29 protein-coding genes are annotated in these 16,085 nt (G+C 69.5%); 1 reads left to right on the forward strand and 28 read right to left on the reverse strand.

Annotated elements, in window-relative coordinates; genetic code table 11:
• The first annotated feature begins 2 nt into the window (after positions 1–2).
• Positions 3–824, forward strand: a complete 822-nt coding sequence (locus tag FS793_RS05250) for a tyrosine-type recombinase/integrase (RefSeq protein WP_186329337.1) — start codon at positions 3–5, stop codon at positions 822–824.
• A 330-nt stretch (positions 825–1,154) separates the two neighbouring features.
• Here the strand turns inward: FS793_RS05250 and FS793_RS05255 are convergent, their stop codons facing one another.
• From FS793_RS05255 to FS793_RS05365, 28 genes are all read right to left on the reverse strand, one after another.
• Complete coding sequence (locus tag FS793_RS05255) at positions 1,155–1,511, reverse strand: hypothetical protein (protein WP_144719229.1); 357 nt, start codon at positions 1,509–1,511, stop codon at positions 1,155–1,157.
• 24 nt (positions 1,512–1,535) lie between these two features.
• Positions 1,536–2,213 (reverse strand): M23 family metallopeptidase, encoded by a 678-nt coding sequence (locus FS793_RS05260; RefSeq protein ID WP_144719231.1) that lies wholly within the window; start codon positions 2,211–2,213, stop codon positions 1,536–1,538.
• Positions 2,213–2,344: a hypothetical protein gene (locus FS793_RS16555; protein ID WP_260980030.1), complete on the reverse strand. Its 132-nt coding sequence runs from the start codon at positions 2,342–2,344 to the stop codon at positions 2,213–2,215. Before FS793_RS16555 ends, FS793_RS05260 begins: the two co-directional genes overlap by 1 nt.
• Positions 2,344–2,940 (reverse strand): hypothetical protein, encoded by a 597-nt coding sequence (locus FS793_RS05265; RefSeq protein WP_144719233.1) that lies wholly within the window; start codon positions 2,938–2,940, stop codon positions 2,344–2,346. The genes FS793_RS16555 and FS793_RS05265 overlap by 1 nt, the downstream gene beginning before the upstream one ends.
• Before the next feature lie 3 nt (positions 2,941–2,943).
• Positions 2,944–4,098 (reverse strand): hypothetical protein, encoded by a 1,155-nt coding sequence (locus FS793_RS05270; RefSeq protein ID WP_144719235.1) that lies wholly within the window; start codon positions 4,096–4,098, stop codon positions 2,944–2,946.
• Positions 4,095–4,478 (reverse strand): hypothetical protein, encoded by a 384-nt coding sequence (locus tag FS793_RS05275; protein ID WP_144719237.1) that lies wholly within the window; start codon positions 4,476–4,478, stop codon positions 4,095–4,097. Before FS793_RS05275 ends, FS793_RS05270 begins: the two co-directional genes overlap by 4 nt.
• An 8-nt stretch (positions 4,479–4,486) precedes the next feature.
• Positions 4,487–5,722 (reverse strand): hypothetical protein, encoded by a 1,236-nt coding sequence (locus FS793_RS05280; RefSeq protein WP_144719239.1) that lies wholly within the window; start codon positions 5,720–5,722, stop codon positions 4,487–4,489.
• A gap of 1 nt (position 5,723) precedes the next feature.
• Positions 5,724–6,248: a hypothetical protein gene (locus FS793_RS05285; RefSeq protein ID WP_144719241.1), complete on the reverse strand. Its 525-nt coding sequence runs from the start codon at positions 6,246–6,248 to the stop codon at positions 5,724–5,726.
• A gap of 3 nt (positions 6,249–6,251) precedes the next feature.
• Complete coding sequence (locus tag FS793_RS05290) at positions 6,252–6,698, reverse strand: hypothetical protein (RefSeq protein WP_144719242.1); 447 nt, start codon at positions 6,696–6,698, stop codon at positions 6,252–6,254.
• A 4-nt stretch (positions 6,699–6,702) separates the two neighbouring features.
• The gene (locus tag FS793_RS05295; protein WP_144719244.1) at positions 6,703–7,077 is read right to left on the reverse strand and encodes a hypothetical protein; all 375 of its coding nucleotides are present in this window, start codon (positions 7,075–7,077) and stop codon (positions 6,703–6,705) included.
• Complete coding sequence (locus tag FS793_RS05300) at positions 7,074–7,661, reverse strand: hypothetical protein (RefSeq protein ID WP_144719246.1); 588 nt, start codon at positions 7,659–7,661, stop codon at positions 7,074–7,076. The genes FS793_RS05295 and FS793_RS05300 overlap by 4 nt, the downstream gene beginning before the upstream one ends.
• Before the next feature lie 28 nt (positions 7,662–7,689).
• The gene (locus FS793_RS05305; RefSeq protein WP_144719248.1) at positions 7,690–9,333 is read right to left on the reverse strand and encodes a hypothetical protein; all 1,644 of its coding nucleotides are present in this window, start codon (positions 9,331–9,333) and stop codon (positions 7,690–7,692) included.
• A 2-nt stretch (positions 9,334–9,335) separates the two neighbouring features.
• Positions 9,336–10,409, reverse strand: coding sequence for a phage portal protein (locus FS793_RS05310; protein WP_186329338.1), 1,074 nt, complete (start codon positions 10,407–10,409; stop codon positions 9,336–9,338).
• Positions 10,410–10,451: 42 nt separating this feature from the next.
• Entirely contained in the window at positions 10,452–11,981 is a 1,530-nt protein-coding gene (locus FS793_RS05315) for a hypothetical protein (protein ID WP_144719252.1), read from the reverse strand.
• 114 nt (positions 11,982–12,095) lie between these two features.
• Positions 12,096–12,407 (reverse strand): hypothetical protein, encoded by a 312-nt coding sequence (locus FS793_RS05320; protein WP_144719254.1) that lies wholly within the window; start codon positions 12,405–12,407, stop codon positions 12,096–12,098.
• 3 nt (positions 12,408–12,410) lie between these two features.
• The gene (locus FS793_RS05325) at positions 12,411–12,602 is read right to left on the reverse strand and encodes a hypothetical protein (RefSeq protein WP_144719256.1); all 192 of its coding nucleotides are present in this window, start codon (positions 12,600–12,602) and stop codon (positions 12,411–12,413) included.
• Positions 12,599–12,907 (reverse strand): hypothetical protein, encoded by a 309-nt coding sequence (locus tag FS793_RS05330; RefSeq protein WP_144719258.1) that lies wholly within the window; start codon positions 12,905–12,907, stop codon positions 12,599–12,601. Before FS793_RS05330 ends, FS793_RS05325 begins: the two co-directional genes overlap by 4 nt.
• On the reverse strand, positions 12,904–13,026 hold the full coding sequence (locus FS793_RS16560) for a hypothetical protein (RefSeq protein ID WP_260980031.1): 123 nt from the start codon (positions 13,024–13,026) through the stop codon (positions 12,904–12,906). The genes FS793_RS05330 and FS793_RS16560 overlap by 4 nt, the downstream gene beginning before the upstream one ends.
• Positions 13,023–13,709, reverse strand: a complete 687-nt coding sequence (locus FS793_RS05335; protein ID WP_144719260.1) for a DNA cytosine methyltransferase — start codon at positions 13,707–13,709, stop codon at positions 13,023–13,025. The genes FS793_RS16560 and FS793_RS05335 overlap by 4 nt, the downstream gene beginning before the upstream one ends.
• Positions 13,702–13,917, reverse strand: a complete 216-nt coding sequence (locus FS793_RS05340; RefSeq protein WP_144719262.1) for a hypothetical protein — start codon at positions 13,915–13,917, stop codon at positions 13,702–13,704. Before FS793_RS05340 ends, FS793_RS05335 begins: the two co-directional genes overlap by 8 nt.
• Positions 13,910–14,161, reverse strand: coding sequence for a hypothetical protein (locus FS793_RS05345; protein WP_144719264.1), 252 nt, complete (start codon positions 14,159–14,161; stop codon positions 13,910–13,912). Before FS793_RS05345 ends, FS793_RS05340 begins: the two co-directional genes overlap by 8 nt.
• The gene (locus FS793_RS16140; RefSeq protein ID WP_186329339.1) at positions 14,158–14,328 is read right to left on the reverse strand and encodes a hypothetical protein; all 171 of its coding nucleotides are present in this window, start codon (positions 14,326–14,328) and stop codon (positions 14,158–14,160) included. The genes FS793_RS05345 and FS793_RS16140 overlap by 4 nt, the downstream gene beginning before the upstream one ends.
• Positions 14,325–14,519: a hypothetical protein gene (locus FS793_RS05350; RefSeq protein WP_144719266.1), complete on the reverse strand. Its 195-nt coding sequence runs from the start codon at positions 14,517–14,519 to the stop codon at positions 14,325–14,327. Before FS793_RS05350 ends, FS793_RS16140 begins: the two co-directional genes overlap by 4 nt.
• Positions 14,512–14,688 (reverse strand): hypothetical protein, encoded by a 177-nt coding sequence (locus FS793_RS16145; RefSeq protein ID WP_186329340.1) that lies wholly within the window; start codon positions 14,686–14,688, stop codon positions 14,512–14,514. The genes FS793_RS05350 and FS793_RS16145 overlap by 8 nt, the downstream gene beginning before the upstream one ends.
• Positions 14,685–14,861 (reverse strand): hypothetical protein, encoded by a 177-nt coding sequence (locus FS793_RS16150; RefSeq protein ID WP_186329341.1) that lies wholly within the window; start codon positions 14,859–14,861, stop codon positions 14,685–14,687. The genes FS793_RS16145 and FS793_RS16150 overlap by 4 nt, the downstream gene beginning before the upstream one ends.
• Positions 14,858–15,184, reverse strand: coding sequence for a hypothetical protein (locus tag FS793_RS05355; protein WP_144719268.1), 327 nt, complete (start codon positions 15,182–15,184; stop codon positions 14,858–14,860). Before FS793_RS05355 ends, FS793_RS16150 begins: the two co-directional genes overlap by 4 nt.
• Positions 15,181–15,822 (reverse strand): helix-turn-helix domain-containing protein, encoded by a 642-nt coding sequence (locus tag FS793_RS05360; protein WP_144719270.1) that lies wholly within the window; start codon positions 15,820–15,822, stop codon positions 15,181–15,183. The genes FS793_RS05355 and FS793_RS05360 overlap by 4 nt, the downstream gene beginning before the upstream one ends.
• Complete coding sequence (locus tag FS793_RS05365; RefSeq protein ID WP_144719272.1) at positions 15,819–16,013, reverse strand: helix-turn-helix domain-containing protein; 195 nt, start codon at positions 16,011–16,013, stop codon at positions 15,819–15,821. The genes FS793_RS05360 and FS793_RS05365 overlap by 4 nt, the downstream gene beginning before the upstream one ends.
• Between the last annotated feature and the right edge of the window lie 72 nt (positions 16,014–16,085).

The following is a 16,085-nucleotide window of genomic DNA, read 5'->3' on the forward strand; positions in this document are numbered from 1 at the left end:
CCATGACTGAGAACGCCTCTACCGATCACTGGACCGATCCGCTGCGCCGCTTCGACCGCTACCTCTCGTCTGCCGGCATCGCCCGATCCACCAGGCAGCTGCGTCACCACCAGCTGCGCCGCGCCGCACGCTGGCTCGCGTGCGCGCCGCACGAGGTGACCTACGAGCGCCTCGAGCGCTACGTCGGGCACGCGGCCTGGAAGCCGTCGACGCGACGCAACGCTCGAGCGGCGCTGCGGGTGTTCTTCGCCTGGGCGCTCGTGCGCGGGCTCGTCGAGTCCGACCCGGCCGCGGCTCTGCCGAGCGTCCGCGTCCCCACGGGCACGCCGCGGCCGGCGCCCGACCACTCCCTCAAGTCGGGGCTGCGGTGGGCTGACAGCCGCGTCGAGCTCATGATCCGCCTCGCGGCGCACGCGGGCCTGCGCTGCGTCGAGATCGCCGCCGTGCGGCCGCGAGACGTCGAGACCGACATGGTGGGCTCGAGCCTGCGCGTCGTCGGCAAGGGCTCGCGCGTGCGCCTCGTGCCACTGCCCGACGACCTCGCCGCGATCGTGCGGAACCACGACGGCGAGTGGCTGTTCCCCGGCCAGATCGACGGGCACCTCTCCGCGGCGTACGTCTCCAAGCTCGTTTCGCAGGCGCTCCCCGAGGGCGTGACGGCGCATATGCTGCGCCACCGGTACGCGACGCGCGCATACGCGGCTGAACGCGACCTACTAGCGGTCCAACGGCTGCTCGGGCACGCCTCCGTCGCCACCACGCAGGTCTACACCCGCGTCCCCGATGGGGCCCTGCGCAGCGCCGCCCTCGCGGCTGCTGCGTGACTCTTCCGCACGATCCTGAAGCGAACGTACCCGCTCGCTCTCGCGGGCCTCACGTACCTGTCGAGCAGTAGGGCGCTCGACCAGTGGCTCGGGATCGCGCACCTGCGTCAGCATCTGCTTGACGCCGTGCAGCACGATCGCACCGACGACGCTCGGGACCAGGATCGCGAGGAAGAACCCAGCGGTTCCGACCGCGAGGGCGAACCCTCCCGACTCCGGCCTTGGCAGGCTCACGATCACCATGAGGCCGGCGACGAGCCAACCAACCGCGGATAGGGCGATGATCCAGCCCAGGGCTGAGGTGTGATGTAGGGGTTTCATGCGCGGATCCTAGCCAGGCTGCTGGGGGTCAGGCTGGGCGTCCGGCTGCGCGACGCTGCCGGTCACAGGCTGCCCGGTCTGCGGGTCGAGGCCAGCGGCGAGCAGCTTGCGCTGAAGCTCGGTGATCTCGTTGTCCTTCGCGCCCAGTCGGCCGTTCGTGTTCCGCTCGACGTTCTCGAGTCGGTCGGCCACCTTCGCCTGCCCGTTCACGGTGACGAAGAACGTGGTCACGATGCCGATCACGAGGACCGTGGTGCTCGTGAAGGTGGCGGTCGCGTCGGGGCGCTCGACGGTGATGTAGGCGATGCCGAGCAGGCCGACGACGGCGACGGCCGCGCCGATCGCGTAGGCGACGGTCTTGTTCATGAGGGGGCTCCTTGTGGGGGGGGGTCAGCGGCGCATGTCGTCGAAGAGGCGGTACGCCTTCAGCTTCCGCATGCTGCGGATGCCGGGGCGGTAGCCGTGGCACGTCTCGAACGCGTCGAGGAGCGCCTCACGGTCGGCTACGGAGCCGATCCTCTTCTGGCCTCGGTCGGTGGCGGTGTACTCGGCGAAGTGCTCGGGATCGCCCGGCTCCTCAATGCGGATGAAGAGCATGTCAGGTGCCTCTCGTCGGATGGGTCGCGGGTAGTCGGCGGGCGCGGATGCGATCGCCTTGGAAGCCTGTGCGTCGAGGAACGGTTTGGGGTCTACGCGGCGGTCCTGGACCCACAGCTCGACGTGGACGTGCACGCCGGTCGAGAGGCCCGTCGATCCCATGACGCCGAGCACGTCGCCCTCGGCGACGGTCTTGCCGAGCGTGGGAGCGTACGAGGCCAGATGCCAGAGGTCGATGCGCAGCGACGCCTTGTCGCCGACGAACACGCCGAGCGCGCCGTACTGGTCGCGCACGCGGACGACAGGCCCGCCGATCACGGCCTGGAGGAGTACGCCCTGCTTGCCGCGCTGCTCCGGGCCGTAGTCGACGCCCCAGTGGAACGAGGGCGTGCTGCCGGCGTTCGTCTTGATCGGGTCGCGGTCGCCGAACGCGCTCGTGTAGACGAGTCGCTCGGGGCTGAGGCGGGCCATCACTCCACCGGCTCGGGGGTGAGTGTGATGATGTGGAAGTAGCCGGGTGCGTCGCCGCCGAAGTGGACGAGCTCGTAGCCCGCCTCCCACTCCTGCTCCTCGCCGCACACGGCGCACGTCATGGTGACCATCAGACTCCCTCCCAGCGGGTGATGATGAGTTCGGCGGACGCGTTGCTCGAGCCGCCCGTCTGCTTCTCGACGCGGAACCAGATGCGCGTGGCGGCTGCGAACTTGATGCGCTGCACGACCATCGGGAAAGTGAACGAACCCACGCCACCCCACGACGAGTCGCGCAGCATCGACCCGCCGCTGGCCGCGTCGCCGGAGGAGAGGCCGGTCCAGATGCTCATGGTCGAGCGGCCGGTGGTGTTGCTCGTGAGCGTGCCCCACAGGTCGAACGAGTACGTGCCCGCTGGGAGCAGGAAGCCGCCGTTGAGCGTGCCGCTCGAGGTGTAGGTGTACGGGAACGGGTTGGGCGATGCTGCTGCGGTGTCCTCGGACGTGAGCGCCAGGAAGTAGCGGTTTGGGCTGTCGGCGATCGAGGATCGAGTCAGCGCGAACTTCCGCATGCTCTGACGGGCGTTCAGGTCCAGCGCGCTCATCTGCGACCGCACGCTCGCAATCGCGGTCGACGTCGCCGACTGTCCGAGGTTGAGCGTGTCGACCATCGGGAAGTCGGGCTCGCTGCCGTCGTACTGGTAGATGCCGTTCGCGTCGATTGCCATGGGTCAGTCCGTCTCGAGGTAGGTGGTGGTCACGTCGGCGGCGCCGTAGTTGTAGACCATCGACTGCACCGGGACACGATCGGCGATGTCGAACAGGTCTCGGAACGGGGCGTGGCGAATGTCGATGGGGCGTCGAATCGTCGTGACCCGCTGGAAGTTCTTCATGAAGCCGACGCGCGCCTCTGCGAGGTCGGGAGGTTCCCAAGCGGTGGGCAGGTCACGCTCTTCGATGTACGCGCGGCGCATGAGTCGCCAGTCGCCGTGGGCGTTCGCGAAGAACAGCCGATCGGGCCGATTGGCGTCGGTGCGGTCCCGGTAGCGGATCATCACCGCGTCGGCGTACTGGTTCTGCCCCTCGGCGAAACCCTCGACGGAGCGACGGGCGGCTATGGACGTCGAGCCATTGCGCTGCGGGATTATCCGCGGAAGCGGGAGGTCAGCAAAGTCGACCTGGTTCATCTTCGTGTCGATCAGGTAGCGCTGCCCCGGCACATGGGTGCGCACCGCGTTGAGCCAGGACCATGCGTTCTCGCCTGTGCGCCAGGGCTCCATCTCGTTACGCCAGGCGATGCCAGTCGTGGGGCTCTGGAGCGCTGCTTGCAGGCTTAGCGGCACGAGGAAGGTGCGGAAGAACTCGCCCCACACGTCATCGAGCGACCACTGGAACACTCCGCCTGGGGAACCGCCCGGGCGCGGCATCCAGTCGGAGCCGAAGTTGATGAGCTCGGTGAGCAGGAAGTCGGCTGACGCGAGCGACACGTTCATCGTGCCGGCCGTCTCGTCTACGGTGACGTCGGTGACGTACAGGTGGATGCGCCGCACTCGCTGCCCGATCGGCGTCGCGTCGCCGCCAAGCGACTGCGGATTCGAGGCCTTGTTGGACCAGTCGAGGGATGCGAGCGTGCCCGGCGCCGAGCCTGCACCGAATGCGGAGAGCGGCCCGGCTGCGACGGCACTGTAGCGAACCTCGATGATCGCGTGCGCACGGGTGAACGGGTCGAACAGCTTCGCCGCCGTCCAAGTCGTGAACGGCACCTTGAGTGACGCCGACACCTGTGGGTTGCGCGTCGAGTCGACCGTGATCGAGCCGTCGAGCACCACCGTGCTCGTGGTGGCGCCGGCAGGCGTCACGAACCAGTCCCAGATGCGGCCGCTCATGCTGCCGTCCAAGCCGCTGACACGATCCACACCGCACCGTTGACGTCGTGCACTCGCTCGATCGAGAGCGCTCCAGTGGTCAGCCAGGTGAACGCGCCAGCCTCGCCCATGCTCGCCGCGAGGTAGTGGCGGGTGCCGTTCGCCAGCGACGCCTCCGCGGCCTTCGCGCGCGTCTGCGCATCGGTGCCAGCGAACATCAACTGGAAGATGCCGGTCCGCGGGCCGTGTGCGCGGATGACGATCGCGACGCCGCCTGTCGGGATTGCCTGCACGACGCTGCGCGATTCGCGCTGCCCCTCGAACTGGAGCACGGCGTCGACCGTCGCGACCGTGACGTTGGGCGTACCGGATCGGTACAGGATTCCGTCGGAGGTGGGCATGGCGTCTCCTAGAACGGGATCGGCACGCCGGCCTGCGTGCGGACGTGGGCGAGAATGGTCGCCGAGCGGTTGCGGACGAGGTTGGAGAGGATGGTCTCGGCCTGGCCGACGATCGCCTGCGCCGTGACCGTGGCGGTCGAGCCGTCGAGCTGGTTCGTCTGGTAGGCGACGTTCTCAATGTCGGTGGACGCCTGCCCCGTTTCGGCGTCGATGATGATCTGCGCACCGTCGGGCAGCGTGTAAACGCTGTCACCGAAGGCGTTGACCTCCGAAGTGGCACCGGCCGTCGTCGTCGCGAGGTTCACCAGCTGCTGGTTGTAGGCGGAGGCCTGCTCCTGCGCGAGCGCGTACGACTCCTCGAGCTCGGTGAGCGCGGCGTTGCCGTTGATGACCTCCTGGTTCGCGCCCTGCTGCGCGAGCGACACGTCACCGTACGCCGAGGTGTTCGCCGCGGCAACGGCGTTCGTCTCCTCCATGCGGGCGTTGAGCGACTCACGCGACGCGAGCAGCGCCGCCTCGTTGCCGATCATCGCCAGCGCCGCAGTTTCCTGAGAGACACCCCACTCAGCGGCGTTGTCCTGCAAGTCCTGGTACGACTCGGTGTAGACCTGCTGCAGTGCAGCGATCTCCTGGGTCGTCGTAAGCACCCGTTGGCCGGACTCGGCGTACGACGTGGCCCACTCGGCCGCGAGCTCGTTGATTCGCTCCTGGCGCTCCTCGACAGCCTCGAAGCCAGCGACAGCCAGACCGATGCCCGCGGCCGCTGCCAGGCCCGCGACAGCGCCGGCAGGACCGAAGCCGCCGAAGGCGTTCGCGGCGATCTCCTGCACGAGGTCGGAGACGTCGTCGAATTCGCCCGAGAACGAAGCCGCGGCCTCGCGGCCAGATGATGCCGCCTCAGACTTGAAGTCGTCGAGTCCCTCGCCAGCTCGATCCAGCCCCTTGCGCGCGTCGTCACCTGCGTCTTCCGCGTCGCGACCGAAGTCCTTCGCGGCGCGTGCCGCATCCTCGAACTCCCGCTCGGCGTCGCCCACGGCATCGTTCAGCCTGTCGACCTCGCGCTTCGCGTCGCCGGGCATGTCCGAGAAGATGCTGAAGTAGTCAGCAGCTTCCTCGCCCGCGTCTGACGCCTCATCGGTGAATCGCTCCACGACGTCCTGCAGGTCTTCGAGGGCACGCTCGGCATCCTTCGTGCCGGCCTGGAAGCGGCGCGCGTTCAGCGCGAGGTCGACCTCCATCGCCATGTCATCGCCTCCCCTCGAGGGCCTCGTGAACGGTTCGGATCGCGGTCTGCGTCCAGAGAGCCGCGAAGCGCGGCAGCAGGTTTTCGACGGTCGGGTAGAACGCCCAACCCTGACGCCGCACACGAGGCCACTGGCGCGTGGTGTGGCGCTTGACCTGATGCGGCTTGCCCTTCGGGCTGCGGCGCGTGTAGGTCGATACCTTGCCGGCGTTCGCGCCGAACTCGATCGCCTTGCCGTAGGCGTTCGGGACGAGCCCGCCCTTGAGCGCGCGCGTCGACGCAGCGGTGCGCATTCGCACGTTCTGGTCCGACACCTGAATGCGAGCGCCGCGCACGAGTACCGCGGACGAGAGCCGCGGCTGGTTCGACATGGCGGCACGCTCTGCGATCTGCTTCGTGAACTCGGGCTCGAGCGCCCGCTTCGACACCTGGCGCACCTGCTTGCGGACCTCGGTCGGGGCGACGCGCAGCGAGAGGATCGCGGCCTGTAGCAGCCGCGATCCCTCGACGTCGATCCGCCCCGGCATCGGTCAGGAGGCCGTCGTGACGATGACGGGCTTGCCCTGCACCTGCAGCGTGACGGTGGCCGCCGCCACGCTGTCGACCGTGCCGCCGACCGCGCCGGCCTGCAGCGTGACGGTGACGCGGAACGCCGGGTTCGTCGCCGACACTACGGCGCCGTTGTTCGGCAGGAACGTGAGCACGACCTCGGCGCCGTCGTTGTCGAAGAGGTAGCGGCTGAGGCTCGTCGCCTGCGACCAGTCCTGCGCGTACGCGAGGGTGCATGCCCACGTCGTGCCGGTCGGGAAGTTGAACACGGCATCCGGGTTCAGTCCCTTCCACGAGACGCTGCCGCTCGAGGGCGTGAGCTCGACCTGCGAGACGTGCTTCTCGAAGTCGCCGACGTCGGTCGCGCCCGACTTGATGTTGAGCTTCACGTTCGACAGCCGCAGCGGCTTGACGTTGATCTGTGCCATGGGACTAGTCCTCTCTGGTGGTGATGACGTGCACGGGAACGTCCCATGCGAGCGTGTTGGTGTCGGGGTCGAGCACCTTCTCGGCCTCGTCCCAAGCGGAGCCGAGGTGGTCTTCGATCACGGCGAGCAGGTCGGATAGCGAGTCCTCGAGGTCGCGCTCGGCCTTGGGCTGGTCGTCGTGGTGCGAGGTGATGCGCACGAGGAGGGTGTGGTCGTACGCGCCGAGGGGAGCGTCGGCCGCGCGTCGGACGCGCTCGTTGCGGACGCGGACCATGGTGCGGTCGAGCGTGTCGGGTGCGCTCTCGACATCGATCACGAGCCACGACTTCGGCAGGTGGTCGCGGAGCGTGGCCGCGACGTACTCGCGTGCGGCCTTCATCCGATCACCGGCTTCCCGCGGCGGGGCCGGAGCATCTGCTGCACCGACCAGTCGAGGGGGAACACGGGTGCGGCGAAGCCCTCGGGGCCGAGGGTCGTCGCGCCGGGGTCCGTCTTGCTGGCGTTCCAGATGTTGCGGGCCTGCATGAGCTGCGCCTGCCGGTAGCGGGTCGGGATCGGCGCGTCGGCGGCGAGCGTCGGTGCGTACTCGAGGCACTGGTGCCGGGCGACGACGAGCAGATCGTGGAGTCGACCGTCGTCAGACGGGGCACCCGACCAGTCGTGGCGTGCGGCGGCGATCGTGTACCAGCCGCCGCCGTCTTCGTGCTCGACGATCACGGGCAGCGGAAGGAGCGACTGCGTGACGCCGGGGGCGCTCATGACGACGCGCAGCTCGTGGCGGCCGGCGACGCCGAGGAGCGGCAGATCGACCTCGACGACCTCGCCGAGCAGCGCGGCGCCGACAGGGATGGTGACGCCGTTCTCCTGGACGAGTTCGGCATCGGCAGCCGTGAAGTCGTCGAGGTCGACGGAGGCAGGCTCGATCGCCACAGGTGCCGGGTGGTCACCGATGGTGAAGTGCATGAGCCTGCCTCCGTCGTCTCGTGTGGGATCAGCTGTCGGCCGTGCCGATGAGCACGAACGACGCGGGGCGCTCGATGAGCGTCTGGAGGTACCCGACCGCGGCGCGGTCGACGCCGCCCCGGGCCACGTCGAGCGCGTCGACCTGGATGGGCGTCTCGCCGATCTCGTTGAAACGGATGCCCTGCTTCGACCCGACGAGGACGGCCGGGGTGTTCTCGATGCCGATGTCGCCGCGGACGACGCGGAAGCCGTCTGCCGTGCCCTCGCCCTTCGTGCCGAAGTCGAAGTTCACGAACTCGGGGATCTTCTCGTGGCCGGTGAAGAGCGCCTGCTGGTAGGCGGCGGTGTTCATGATGGCGAACGTCGGGGTGTCCTCGGCGTCCTCGATCGCGAGGATGCCCTGCATGAGCATGCCGAGCGCGGCGGGGTAGTCGGTCGGGTAGGTCGCGGCGGCGACGGGCGCGCCCGCTGCCTGGACGATGAACGACAGGGCCTTGCGGTCCGTGATCCGCGCGTACGACTCGAGCACGCCCCGCCAGAACGCGGCGATGACCTCCTCACCGCCCGGCAGGTCGAAGAACTCGCGGGCGATGTCGGCCGCGAATCCGTACTTCGTGAGCACGCTCGCGACGAGCGACGTGGACGCGGTGCCGGTCGGCAGCTGCGTCTTGTTGCCTGCCCACTCCTGGACGAGCGCCGTGCCCTGGTCGAGCACGAAGCCCTTGGCGTCCATCGCGGCGATGGTCCCCTGGGTGCCGAGGGTGATGTACTTCCGCTGGTAGGCACGGCCCTTCCACGCCTCGCCGATCCAGGCGGGCTGCAGCACGCCGGTGGCGGGCAGAGCGCCCGAGCCGGTGTGCTTGATGTCGGAGAGCGCGGCGAGCATCTGCTCGGCCTGCGCCTTCTCCGAACCGTGGCCGTGCATGACGGCGGTCATGGCGGCGAAGACGGCGTTGGCGCCGAGCTCCTCCGCCTTCTGGACGTCCGCCTCGGTGGCGGTCGTCGGCGCGACGGCGTTGCCCATCGTCGCCTCCTCTCCTGCCGCCGGGGCGGCCTCGGTGGTCTGCTCGTCCTCGGCGTCGGCCGGGACGTAGGTGGTGGTCTGTCCGTCCGGGGTCGTCACGGTGACGTCCTCGGGCTTCGTGTCGGCGGTGAGCTGCACGTGGTCGCCGTCTCCAGTCGTGGACTCGACCTCGGCCTCGGGCTCCTCGTCGCCCTCCTGCACGTCGCCGAGCGCGAACAGGCCGGCCGACGCGAACGCACCCTCGGTGACGAGGGCGGCACCGGTGAGAGCGGCACCGACTGCGACCGCGCCGGCGCGCACGATGTCGCGCAGCTCGGCGGACAGTCGACGCCGCGACGGGTCCGCGAGGTAGGCGTCGCCCTCGTCGGTGTCAGCGATCGCGAACTCCGCGACGATGCCGACGCCGGGCACCGACTCGAGGGAGGTGGCGCGACCGAGCGGCTGGAACCGGTCGTGCTCGAGGTTCACCGTCACGACGGAGGGGTCGCGCGGCAGGCGCACCGTTCCCTCGGGGAAGGTGATCGGCGCAGTGCCGGACTGGCTGAGACGGGACTCCTCGCCGTACGGCAGCAGCAGGCCACGCACTGTGCGCGGCTTCTCGGCGACGGCCGCGAAGAGGCCAGCCTGGGTGGTGGTCGTGTCGGTCATGGTCAGTCCTCCGTGGGGACGCCGGTCGGCTCGGGGGCCGGCGTGTCGAACTCGGACAGGTCGAAGCGGACGCGCTGCCCGCGCGGCACCACGTCGTCCATCGAGAGCCGGTGCTGGATGGGGTCGAGCCAGAACTTCAGATCGCCGTAGAACCGGGACACCTCGCCCTGCGCGTTGCGGTAGGTCATCGAGTCCTCGGCGACGCCACCGTCGATCAGCGCGACAGGGAGGCCGACGTGGTTGGCGACGTCGATACGGACGGCGTTGCGCGCGTCCTGCAGCAGCGCCTGCGCGTCGTGGCCGGGCGTCTCCATCTGCAGGCCCGGGGGCAGGTAGCCGATCGTGCCGCCCGGCTGTCGGCGAGCCTCCCGCCACTGCGTGAGGACGCCATCGGTACCGGTCACCTCATCCTGCTCGAGCACGACCTCGGACCCCTGCTGGTGGCGGATCACGGTGATCGGGATGGGGTTCTGCGCGCGGTCGACGTACGCGGCCTCGATCGCCTGCGCAGCTCGGAGCGTGTCGCGAGCGTCGTTGAGGAGTCCATTCGTCGGTCCGTTGAACAGCAACACGTCCTCGGCGTCGACGACCTCCATGCCGCCGCCAGGCTTCACGACGACTTCGATCTGCCCGTTCCTGATCTGCCAGCGATCCCACGGGACGCGCACGGCGTCGAGGATCGGGCCGTGCGCCGAGCCGGACGTGCGCGCGCCGCGCTCGAGCGCCCAGAGCGACAGGCCGTGGAAGAGCAGGTCGTCGAGCGTCCAGACCATTCGGTCGTAGGGGTTCTCGAGGCTGTTCGAGCGGTAGAGGAACGTGGGCTGCGTGCGGGCGACCCCGTTGGCGTCGAGGGCTCGGAGCGGCAGCGGTGCGCCTGCGCCGACGATCAGGTTGCGGCTGCGGGCGACGGCGGGCACCTGGATCGCCGCGGCGCGGTTGAGCGGCGCGCTCGACAGAGCGATGCCGAGCGCCTCGGCCGCGGCGATCGCAGGGCTGAGCGTGGAGGCGTCCTGCCAAGGGGCGACGACGGGAAGCGTGCTGCTGCCCTTGCCGCCGAGGATGCTGAGGAGGTCCACGGCAGGGATGCAAGCAGCAGCCCTGCGCGAAGGGGACAGATATCAGGCGACGTAGCGCATGGGGGCGCGCTTGGCAGGCGTCTCGTCGTAGACGCGCAGCGCGAGGGAGACGGCCTCGAGCGCGACGATCTGCGCCTCGGGCGTCGGCCTGCCGAACGCGAACGAGCGCTCGTCGCCGCGGCGCGAGGCGATGAGAGCGGCCTGCGTCAGCGCCTCTTGGCCGTAGTGCCTGAGCCTGGCCGTGTGCACCTCGCGGACGAGCAGCGCGGCCGCAGTCTGCACCTCGAGCCACGACTGTCGCTGCAGGCGCGTGCGAGCTCGAGCCTGCGTGATCTTCTCGACCTCGACGTTGATCTGCCCCTTCGCGTCGTAGACGATGGGGGCGCGCGGGTACTTCGCGGCGATGCCGTTGACGCGCTCGACGAGCCAGTCGCTGCCACGCTCGTACGCGACGAGGCCGACGTGCGCCACGCCGTCGACGCGCCAGGCGATGCCGATCGCGGAGAACGACTGATCGAACGACACCGCCACGCCGAGCGCGAAGTGGTCGGGGCGCACGGTTTCGAGGTCGCCGTCGACCTCGGCGCCATTCCACTTCCCGGGATTGATGATGCCGGCCGTGGTGGCGTCGCGGCCGAACTGGCCGAGGTACTCCTGGGCGAAGCGCTCGCCGCCGATGCGGTCGTAGTTCTGCTTGATCGCGCGCATGGTCGTGAGCGTGCCGACGCCGGGGTGCCCGCGCTCGACGAGGGGGCGCACGAGGTCCCACGTCTCGACATCCTCGACGGTGAGCTCTTCACGGATGCCGTACTTCACGATGCCGTGGAGGATCGACTCGTCGTCGTCGAGCACCTCGGCGCGGTCGGCATCGATGTCGGCCTTGCCCTGCTCGAGCGCATCCCAGAGCAGGTTGCCGGCGCGGAAGTCGGCGGGCGTGCCGGCGATGATCAGCTGCGCGTCGGGGCGGGTGTCCATCGTCGGGCCTGCCGACTGCAGTAGCACCGAGGTGAGCGCCACCGACGCCTCGCCGCCCTCGTCGATGATGATCAGGTCGAACGCCTCGGATCGGAACGACGAGGCCTTGGGCGGCAGGAGCATGATCTGCGAGCCGTTGCCGAAGTCGATCGCCTCGTGCCCGTTCGAGCGCGTGATCTTGAGCGTCGGCCAGTGCTGGTCTGCCCAGCCCTCGATGCGCTCGAACACGTCCATCTTCCAGCGGGCTGCGAGCTTCGTGCCGGTCGAGGCGAACACGATGGCGACGCGGTAGCCGGGACGCTCGAGGCAGCGCCCGATGGCGATCGCGGTCGTGGACTCGGACTTCCCCGAGCGCCTGGGGACGTCGACGGCGACCTGCCCGTAGAGGTGGCGGCCGAACGAGTCGCGGCTCTCGCAGACCTCGAACACTCGCCACTGCTGCGGCGCGATCTTCTCGAAGCCGAGCACGAACATGCCGAGGATGAACTCGCTCTCGAAGGGCTCGAAGCCGTCCGTTGGGCTGATCCACGCCGGGTCGATCCCCGGCGCGCTGTCGCGCGCGGGGAGAGGCTGCTTGCGGCGGGTAGTGAGCGCCATCCAAAAACGCCGGGTCGGTGCGCTCTCGACGGGCGCGGCTCGAGCCGCGAGCAGCGGAACGCAGTGGCACGGGCGCGAGGCCGAGGTCGAGCTCTGCCGGCAGGGCGTCGGGCATCACAGCGAGATCATCCCCTTGCGTCGGGCACGGTTCTCGCGGGCGATCTTGTTGCCGAGCTTCCCGCCTGCCCGCTGGTTGCAGCGCGCGGTGCGGTCGTTGTGGCTGGGCCCGACGTTCCACGCGGCGTACTGGTACTGCGGGTGCGTGCGGCGCGGCAGGCGGTGGCCGACCTCCCACTTCTGCCACGGCATGATCGGCTGCCCACAGTCGATGCAGACGGCTGAGCCTGCGTCGACGGTGGGCTGCATCTGCTTGCGCATCGCCTTCGCGAACGCTTGCCATGCCGAGCCGCGGTGGAAGTCGGTCACGGTCTACTCGGGTCGGTCCGCGTGGCCGAGGTCGACCTCGAGGTGGCGGCGCTGGTCGCGCAGCGCAGTGCGCCGACGCACGAGGTCGTCGAGCGTCGCAGTCTGCTTCTCGATGCCGGCCTGCACCTCGTCGATGCGTTGGTCGAGGATGGCGATCGACGTCTCGATGAGGCGTCGGGTGGTGGTGGTCATCATGCTCGGCGTCCTGCCTTCATCGTCACGCTCGGGTCGCCGCGACGGACCATGCGCTTGTAGTGGGTGGCGCACAGTCCGTGCGCCTTGTGAGGCCGCTCGCACGCCGGGTACTTGCAGCCGCTGGTGTCGTGCTCGTGGTGGAACGTCGACCAGTGTGCGAGCGCGCGGATCTGGGCCTCGGATCGGCGCAGGTGGCCGATGAACGGGCCAAACTGCGTGCCGCACACGTGGCACACCACGACGATCGAGCGGTCGGACTCGTCCAGGTCCATGCGCTTGCCGCGCAGCGTGCTCGGCGCCCTCATGGCTCGCTCCTGTCGTTGAGGTAGACCAGGCCCACCACGGCGATGGCTCCGGTGACGACGAGGCAGACGAGCAGCGCCACGTCCTGCGCGAGCGGCACCCACTCCAGCCAGCCGCTCATCGGTCCGCTCCGGCTTCCATCGCTGCGAGCAACTGTGCGCCGAGGTGCTCGGTGTAGACGGGCGGGAGGCTCTCGTGCATGCCCTTCTCGGTGGCCCAGTCGATCCCGAGCAGGCGCTGCTGCACGGCTCGGGACGGGACGTAGCCGCCCTTGCGGATCGTGCGCGCCTCCACCTTGTCGCGGCGCGCGCCGCCGTAGGACCCCGCAACCTGCATCTTCGGGTGGCGGCAGGGCCGCGGAGCGAGCAGGGCGACGTTCGACTCGAACAGGCGATGCCGCTGCATCCGCAGTGGCGTGCCGTCGTCGTCGAGCACAGAGCCGGGCTCGTGGAACATGGACCAGCAGAGCTTGAGCGGGTCGAGCAGAGGAGCTCCCACGACGTTCTCGATGATGAACGGCTTGCCGGATGCGACGAGCGCGGCGCGCGTGGGCTCGACCAGCTCGGGGTACTGCACGGAGTGTCCGTGCTTCGTGATGCTGTATGCCTGGCACGGCGGGCTCGCGTGGATCGCGTCGAACTCGTGCCCGTGCTCGAGCACGTACTCGATCGCGTCGGCCTGCACGAACTCGAACGGGTAGCGGTGCTGGTTCTTGATGTCGACGCCGACCACCTCGAAGCCAGCGCGGTGGTAGCCCATGCCGGCGCCGCCCTCGCAGCAGAACAGGTCCAGGAGCCTAGGCACGGGAATCACCGGACTCTCGGAGACGGTCGGCGACCGCCATCTCGTCGTCGGTGAGCTTCCCGCCCCACCAGACCGTCGCGCCGTCCTCGCTGCGGTGCTTGCCGCGGTGCCCAGCGTCGTGCTTGCACTCGGTGAGGATGCCGCCCGTGAGGCTGACGATGAGGGGCGACAGACCGCCGGCCCACGCTTGCTTGCAGCGCTCAGGCATCGGAACCCTCCCCAATGCCGCCCGACTTCGGGTACAGGGCCTCTGCCGCGGCTTCGCAGAGGCGGGCGACCGTCTCCGTCAGGTTCGACCCCGCGAATCCACCGCCTCGCGCCGCCGCCGAACGGATGTTGCGTGCGGCGAGCCGGTAGTAGTTCGCGTCGGCCCGCGCGTGAGGCACGCCGATCGGCCCGAACGGAACCGACGGGATGACCACCTCGCGCGGCTCGTGCTGCCCGCCCTTCATCGATCGCTCCCTTCGGACCCGAAGCTGCTCGACTTCGGGCCGAGGCCCTCGCGCTCGATGCGCTCGAGCAGCTGGCCGAGGGCGACGAGCACGTCCTCGGCGGTCACGTGGGCATCCGTGCTGTCTGCGAAGCCCTGCATCTCGTCGCGAAGCTCGTCGTGCGTCATCGGTCGCTCCCCTCGGAACTGCTCGACTCAGGGTCGACCGGCCGCCACGGCGTGACGGGGCGCATGAACATGGGCGACGACGGGCGCGCTGCGTGCATCGTCTCCGCGAGCAGCACGTTGCGCGTGACGTACATGAGCCCGGGCACCGGCCCGGGTGCCTCGAAGCCGTACTCGTACTCGATCTCAGGCACGATCGCTCCTCTCGGAGTTGCCCAGTTCCCGGCGAGCGACCGCGCCGACGATGCAGCAGGGCTCGTCGACACGGCGATGCCGGCCGTGGGCTGTGGTGCCGCCCCCCGGGGTCAGGATGCGCGCGGCCTCGAGCTCGTTGTCGTAGGGGCGGGCGTGCTTGCCGCTCATCGCTCGAGCGCCTTCTCGAGGAGCGCCTCGGTGACGTGGGTGTGGGCGTTCCAGGCGTCGCGGCTCTCGTCGGTGTCGTCGATGCCCTGCGTGCGCAGGGTCTGCTCGGCGAGCGCGAGCACCTTGGTGAGGGCTTCCTGGTGCACCTCGATGGTGACGTGCCAGCGGCTCATGCGTTGCTCCTGTCGTGGTCCTGGCCTGCTCGGGTGAGCACGCTGGGTCGGTTGCTGTGGTCTGCGAGTCGCTCAAGGACTGCGAGCGCTTCCCCGACGCAGTGGCGGCACTCGAGCGCGGGAATGGTGCTCTCGAGCGCCTTGGCACGCGTCTCGTCTGCGAGGTGATCCCACGCGGGCGTCGTGGCGAGGTGGGTCGCCACGACACCGCGTGCTCGGTAGGGACTGCGAGGAGTGACCACGGCCGCGATGCGGTCGTGGGAGTAGAGCTGCGCGTCGCGAGCGTCCGCGAGCGTGGCCGCGAGTACAACGATGCGGCTCATGCTGCGCTCTTCTCGATGGGCTGCTCTCGGCAGTCGGGGCAGCAGCCCATGGGCTCGCTGTAGCGGTGGGGCTGGCCGCTCGGGTAGCGCACCGAGCAGGTGGGCGTGTGGAAGATCGCCCAGCAGGTCGTGCCGTCGCCCCGACGCGCGCGCACACGGTTCCCAACGTGAGATGCAGGAGGTGTGTGGGTAGAAGGTTGAGAGGACGGTTCGGGGGTCGATTCCGAGGGGGGGTCCCCCATCAGATCCGAGGCCCCCCTCAATTCCGACCCCCCCTCAAGATTGAGGAGGGGTGCAGGCCCTCGCAGAGCGGCCTTGCGGCGCGTGCGGTGGGCCGTGGTGCCGTCGCAGTCGGCGGGGCAGCGCAGGAGGATGTCGTAGCGGTTGGGGCGCTCGTGGTCGGCCATGGAGCGGGTGCCGCCACCCTGGATCTGGCGCCGAATCTCGCCCATGCTCTCGAGCTTCGCGATGTGCTTGCGGGCGCTGTCGCGCGTGACGTTTGCGTAGTCGGCGAGGGTCGCGATCGCGGGCCAGGAGCCGCCGTCGCCGTGGTGGTTCGCAATGCCCATGAGCACGACCTTCGTCGTGCCGGTGGCGCGCGAGTGGTGGAGCGCGAGCACCATGGCCTCGACGCTCATCGCGGCTCCGGGGTGAGCAGGGCGTCGACGTCGGCCGCGAGGAATCGCCGGTGCCCGCTGGGCAGGTACTGCGCGCTCAGCACGTCGTCGGCGACGTAGCGGTCGAGCGTGCGCTGGCTGATCCTCAGGCGCTGCCGGACGTCTGCCGCGGTGAGGTAGTGCACCTCGTCCTGCGTAGTGTCTGACTGCATACGGCAGACCGTAGCATGCCGTGGCGCACTACTGAGGATTCACAGCGCGCGTCTAGGGACGAATGACATGGA

It is taken from the genome of Agrococcus jejuensis (assembly GCF_007679035.1).
Lineage (GTDB): Bacteria > Actinomycetota > Actinomycetes > Actinomycetales > Microbacteriaceae > Agrococcus > Agrococcus jejuensis_A.

Excerpts from the sequence above, each read along its gene's own strand:
- FS793_RS05250 (WP_186329337.1), top strand. The coding sequence starts at position 3 with ATGACTGAGAACGCCTCTACCGATCACTGGACCGATCCGCTGCGCCGC.
- FS793_RS05255 (WP_144719229.1), bottom strand. The coding sequence starts at position 1,511 with ATGAACAAGACCGTCGCCTACGCGATCGGCGCGGCCGTCGCCGTCGTC.
- FS793_RS05260 (WP_144719231.1), bottom strand. The coding sequence starts at position 2,213 with ATGGCCCGCCTCAGCCCCGAGCGACTCGTCTACACGAGCGCGTTCGGC.
- FS793_RS16555 (WP_260980030.1), bottom strand. The coding sequence starts at position 2,344 with ATGGTCACCATGACGTGCGCCGTGTGCGGCGAGGAGCAGGAGTGGGAG.
- FS793_RS05265 (WP_144719233.1), bottom strand. The coding sequence starts at position 2,940 with ATGGCAATCGACGCGAACGGCATCTACCAGTACGACGGCAGCGAGCCC.
- FS793_RS05270 (WP_144719235.1), bottom strand. The coding sequence starts at position 4,098 with ATGAGCGGCCGCATCTGGGACTGGTTCGTGACGCCTGCCGGCGCCACC.
- FS793_RS05275 (WP_144719237.1), bottom strand. The coding sequence starts at position 4,478 with ATGCCCACCTCCGACGGAATCCTGTACCGATCCGGTACGCCCAACGTC.
- FS793_RS05280 (WP_144719239.1), bottom strand. The coding sequence starts at position 5,722 with ATGGCGATGGAGGTCGACCTCGCGCTGAACGCGCGCCGCTTCCAGGCC.
- FS793_RS05285 (WP_144719241.1), bottom strand. The coding sequence starts at position 6,248 with ATGCCGGGGCGGATCGACGTCGAGGGATCGCGGCTGCTACAGGCCGCG.
- FS793_RS05290 (WP_144719242.1), bottom strand. The coding sequence starts at position 6,698 with ATGGCACAGATCAACGTCAAGCCGCTGCGGCTGTCGAACGTGAAGCTC.
- FS793_RS05295 (WP_144719244.1), bottom strand. The coding sequence starts at position 7,077 with ATGAAGGCCGCACGCGAGTACGTCGCGGCCACGCTCCGCGACCACCTG.
- FS793_RS05300 (WP_144719246.1), bottom strand. The coding sequence starts at position 7,661 with ATGCACTTCACCATCGGTGACCACCCGGCACCTGTGGCGATCGAGCCT.
- FS793_RS05305 (WP_144719248.1), bottom strand. The coding sequence starts at position 9,333 with ATGACCGACACGACCACCACCCAGGCTGGCCTCTTCGCGGCCGTCGCC.
- FS793_RS05315 (WP_144719252.1), bottom strand. The coding sequence starts at position 11,981 with ATGGCGCTCACTACCCGCCGCAAGCAGCCTCTCCCCGCGCGCGACAGC.
- FS793_RS05325 (WP_144719256.1), bottom strand. The coding sequence starts at position 12,602 with ATGATGACCACCACCACCCGACGCCTCATCGAGACGTCGATCGCCATC.
- FS793_RS05330 (WP_144719258.1), bottom strand. The coding sequence starts at position 12,907 with ATGAGGGCGCCGAGCACGCTGCGCGGCAAGCGCATGGACCTGGACGAG.
- FS793_RS16560 (WP_260980031.1), bottom strand. The coding sequence starts at position 13,026 with ATGAGCGGCTGGCTGGAGTGGGTGCCGCTCGCGCAGGACGTGGCGCTG.
- FS793_RS05340 (WP_144719262.1), bottom strand. The coding sequence starts at position 13,917 with ATGCCTGAGCGCTGCAAGCAAGCGTGGGCCGGCGGTCTGTCGCCCCTC.
- FS793_RS05345 (WP_144719264.1), bottom strand. The coding sequence starts at position 14,161 with ATGAAGGGCGGGCAGCACGAGCCGCGCGAGGTGGTCATCCCGTCGGTT.
- FS793_RS16140 (WP_186329339.1), bottom strand. The coding sequence starts at position 14,328 with ATGACGCACGACGAGCTTCGCGACGAGATGCAGGGCTTCGCAGACAGC.
- FS793_RS16145 (WP_186329340.1), bottom strand. The coding sequence starts at position 14,688 with ATGAGCGGCAAGCACGCCCGCCCCTACGACAACGAGCTCGAGGCCGCG.
- FS793_RS16150 (WP_186329341.1), bottom strand. The coding sequence starts at position 14,861 with ATGAGCCGCTGGCACGTCACCATCGAGGTGCACCAGGAAGCCCTCACC.
- FS793_RS05355 (WP_144719268.1), bottom strand. The coding sequence starts at position 15,184 with ATGAGCCGCATCGTTGTACTCGCGGCCACGCTCGCGGACGCTCGCGAC.
- FS793_RS05360 (WP_144719270.1), bottom strand. The coding sequence starts at position 15,822 with ATGAGCGTCGAGGCCATGGTGCTCGCGCTCCACCACTCGCGCGCCACC.
- FS793_RS05365 (WP_144719272.1), bottom strand. The coding sequence starts at position 16,013 with ATGCAGTCAGACACTACGCAGGACGAGGTGCACTACCTCACCGCGGCA.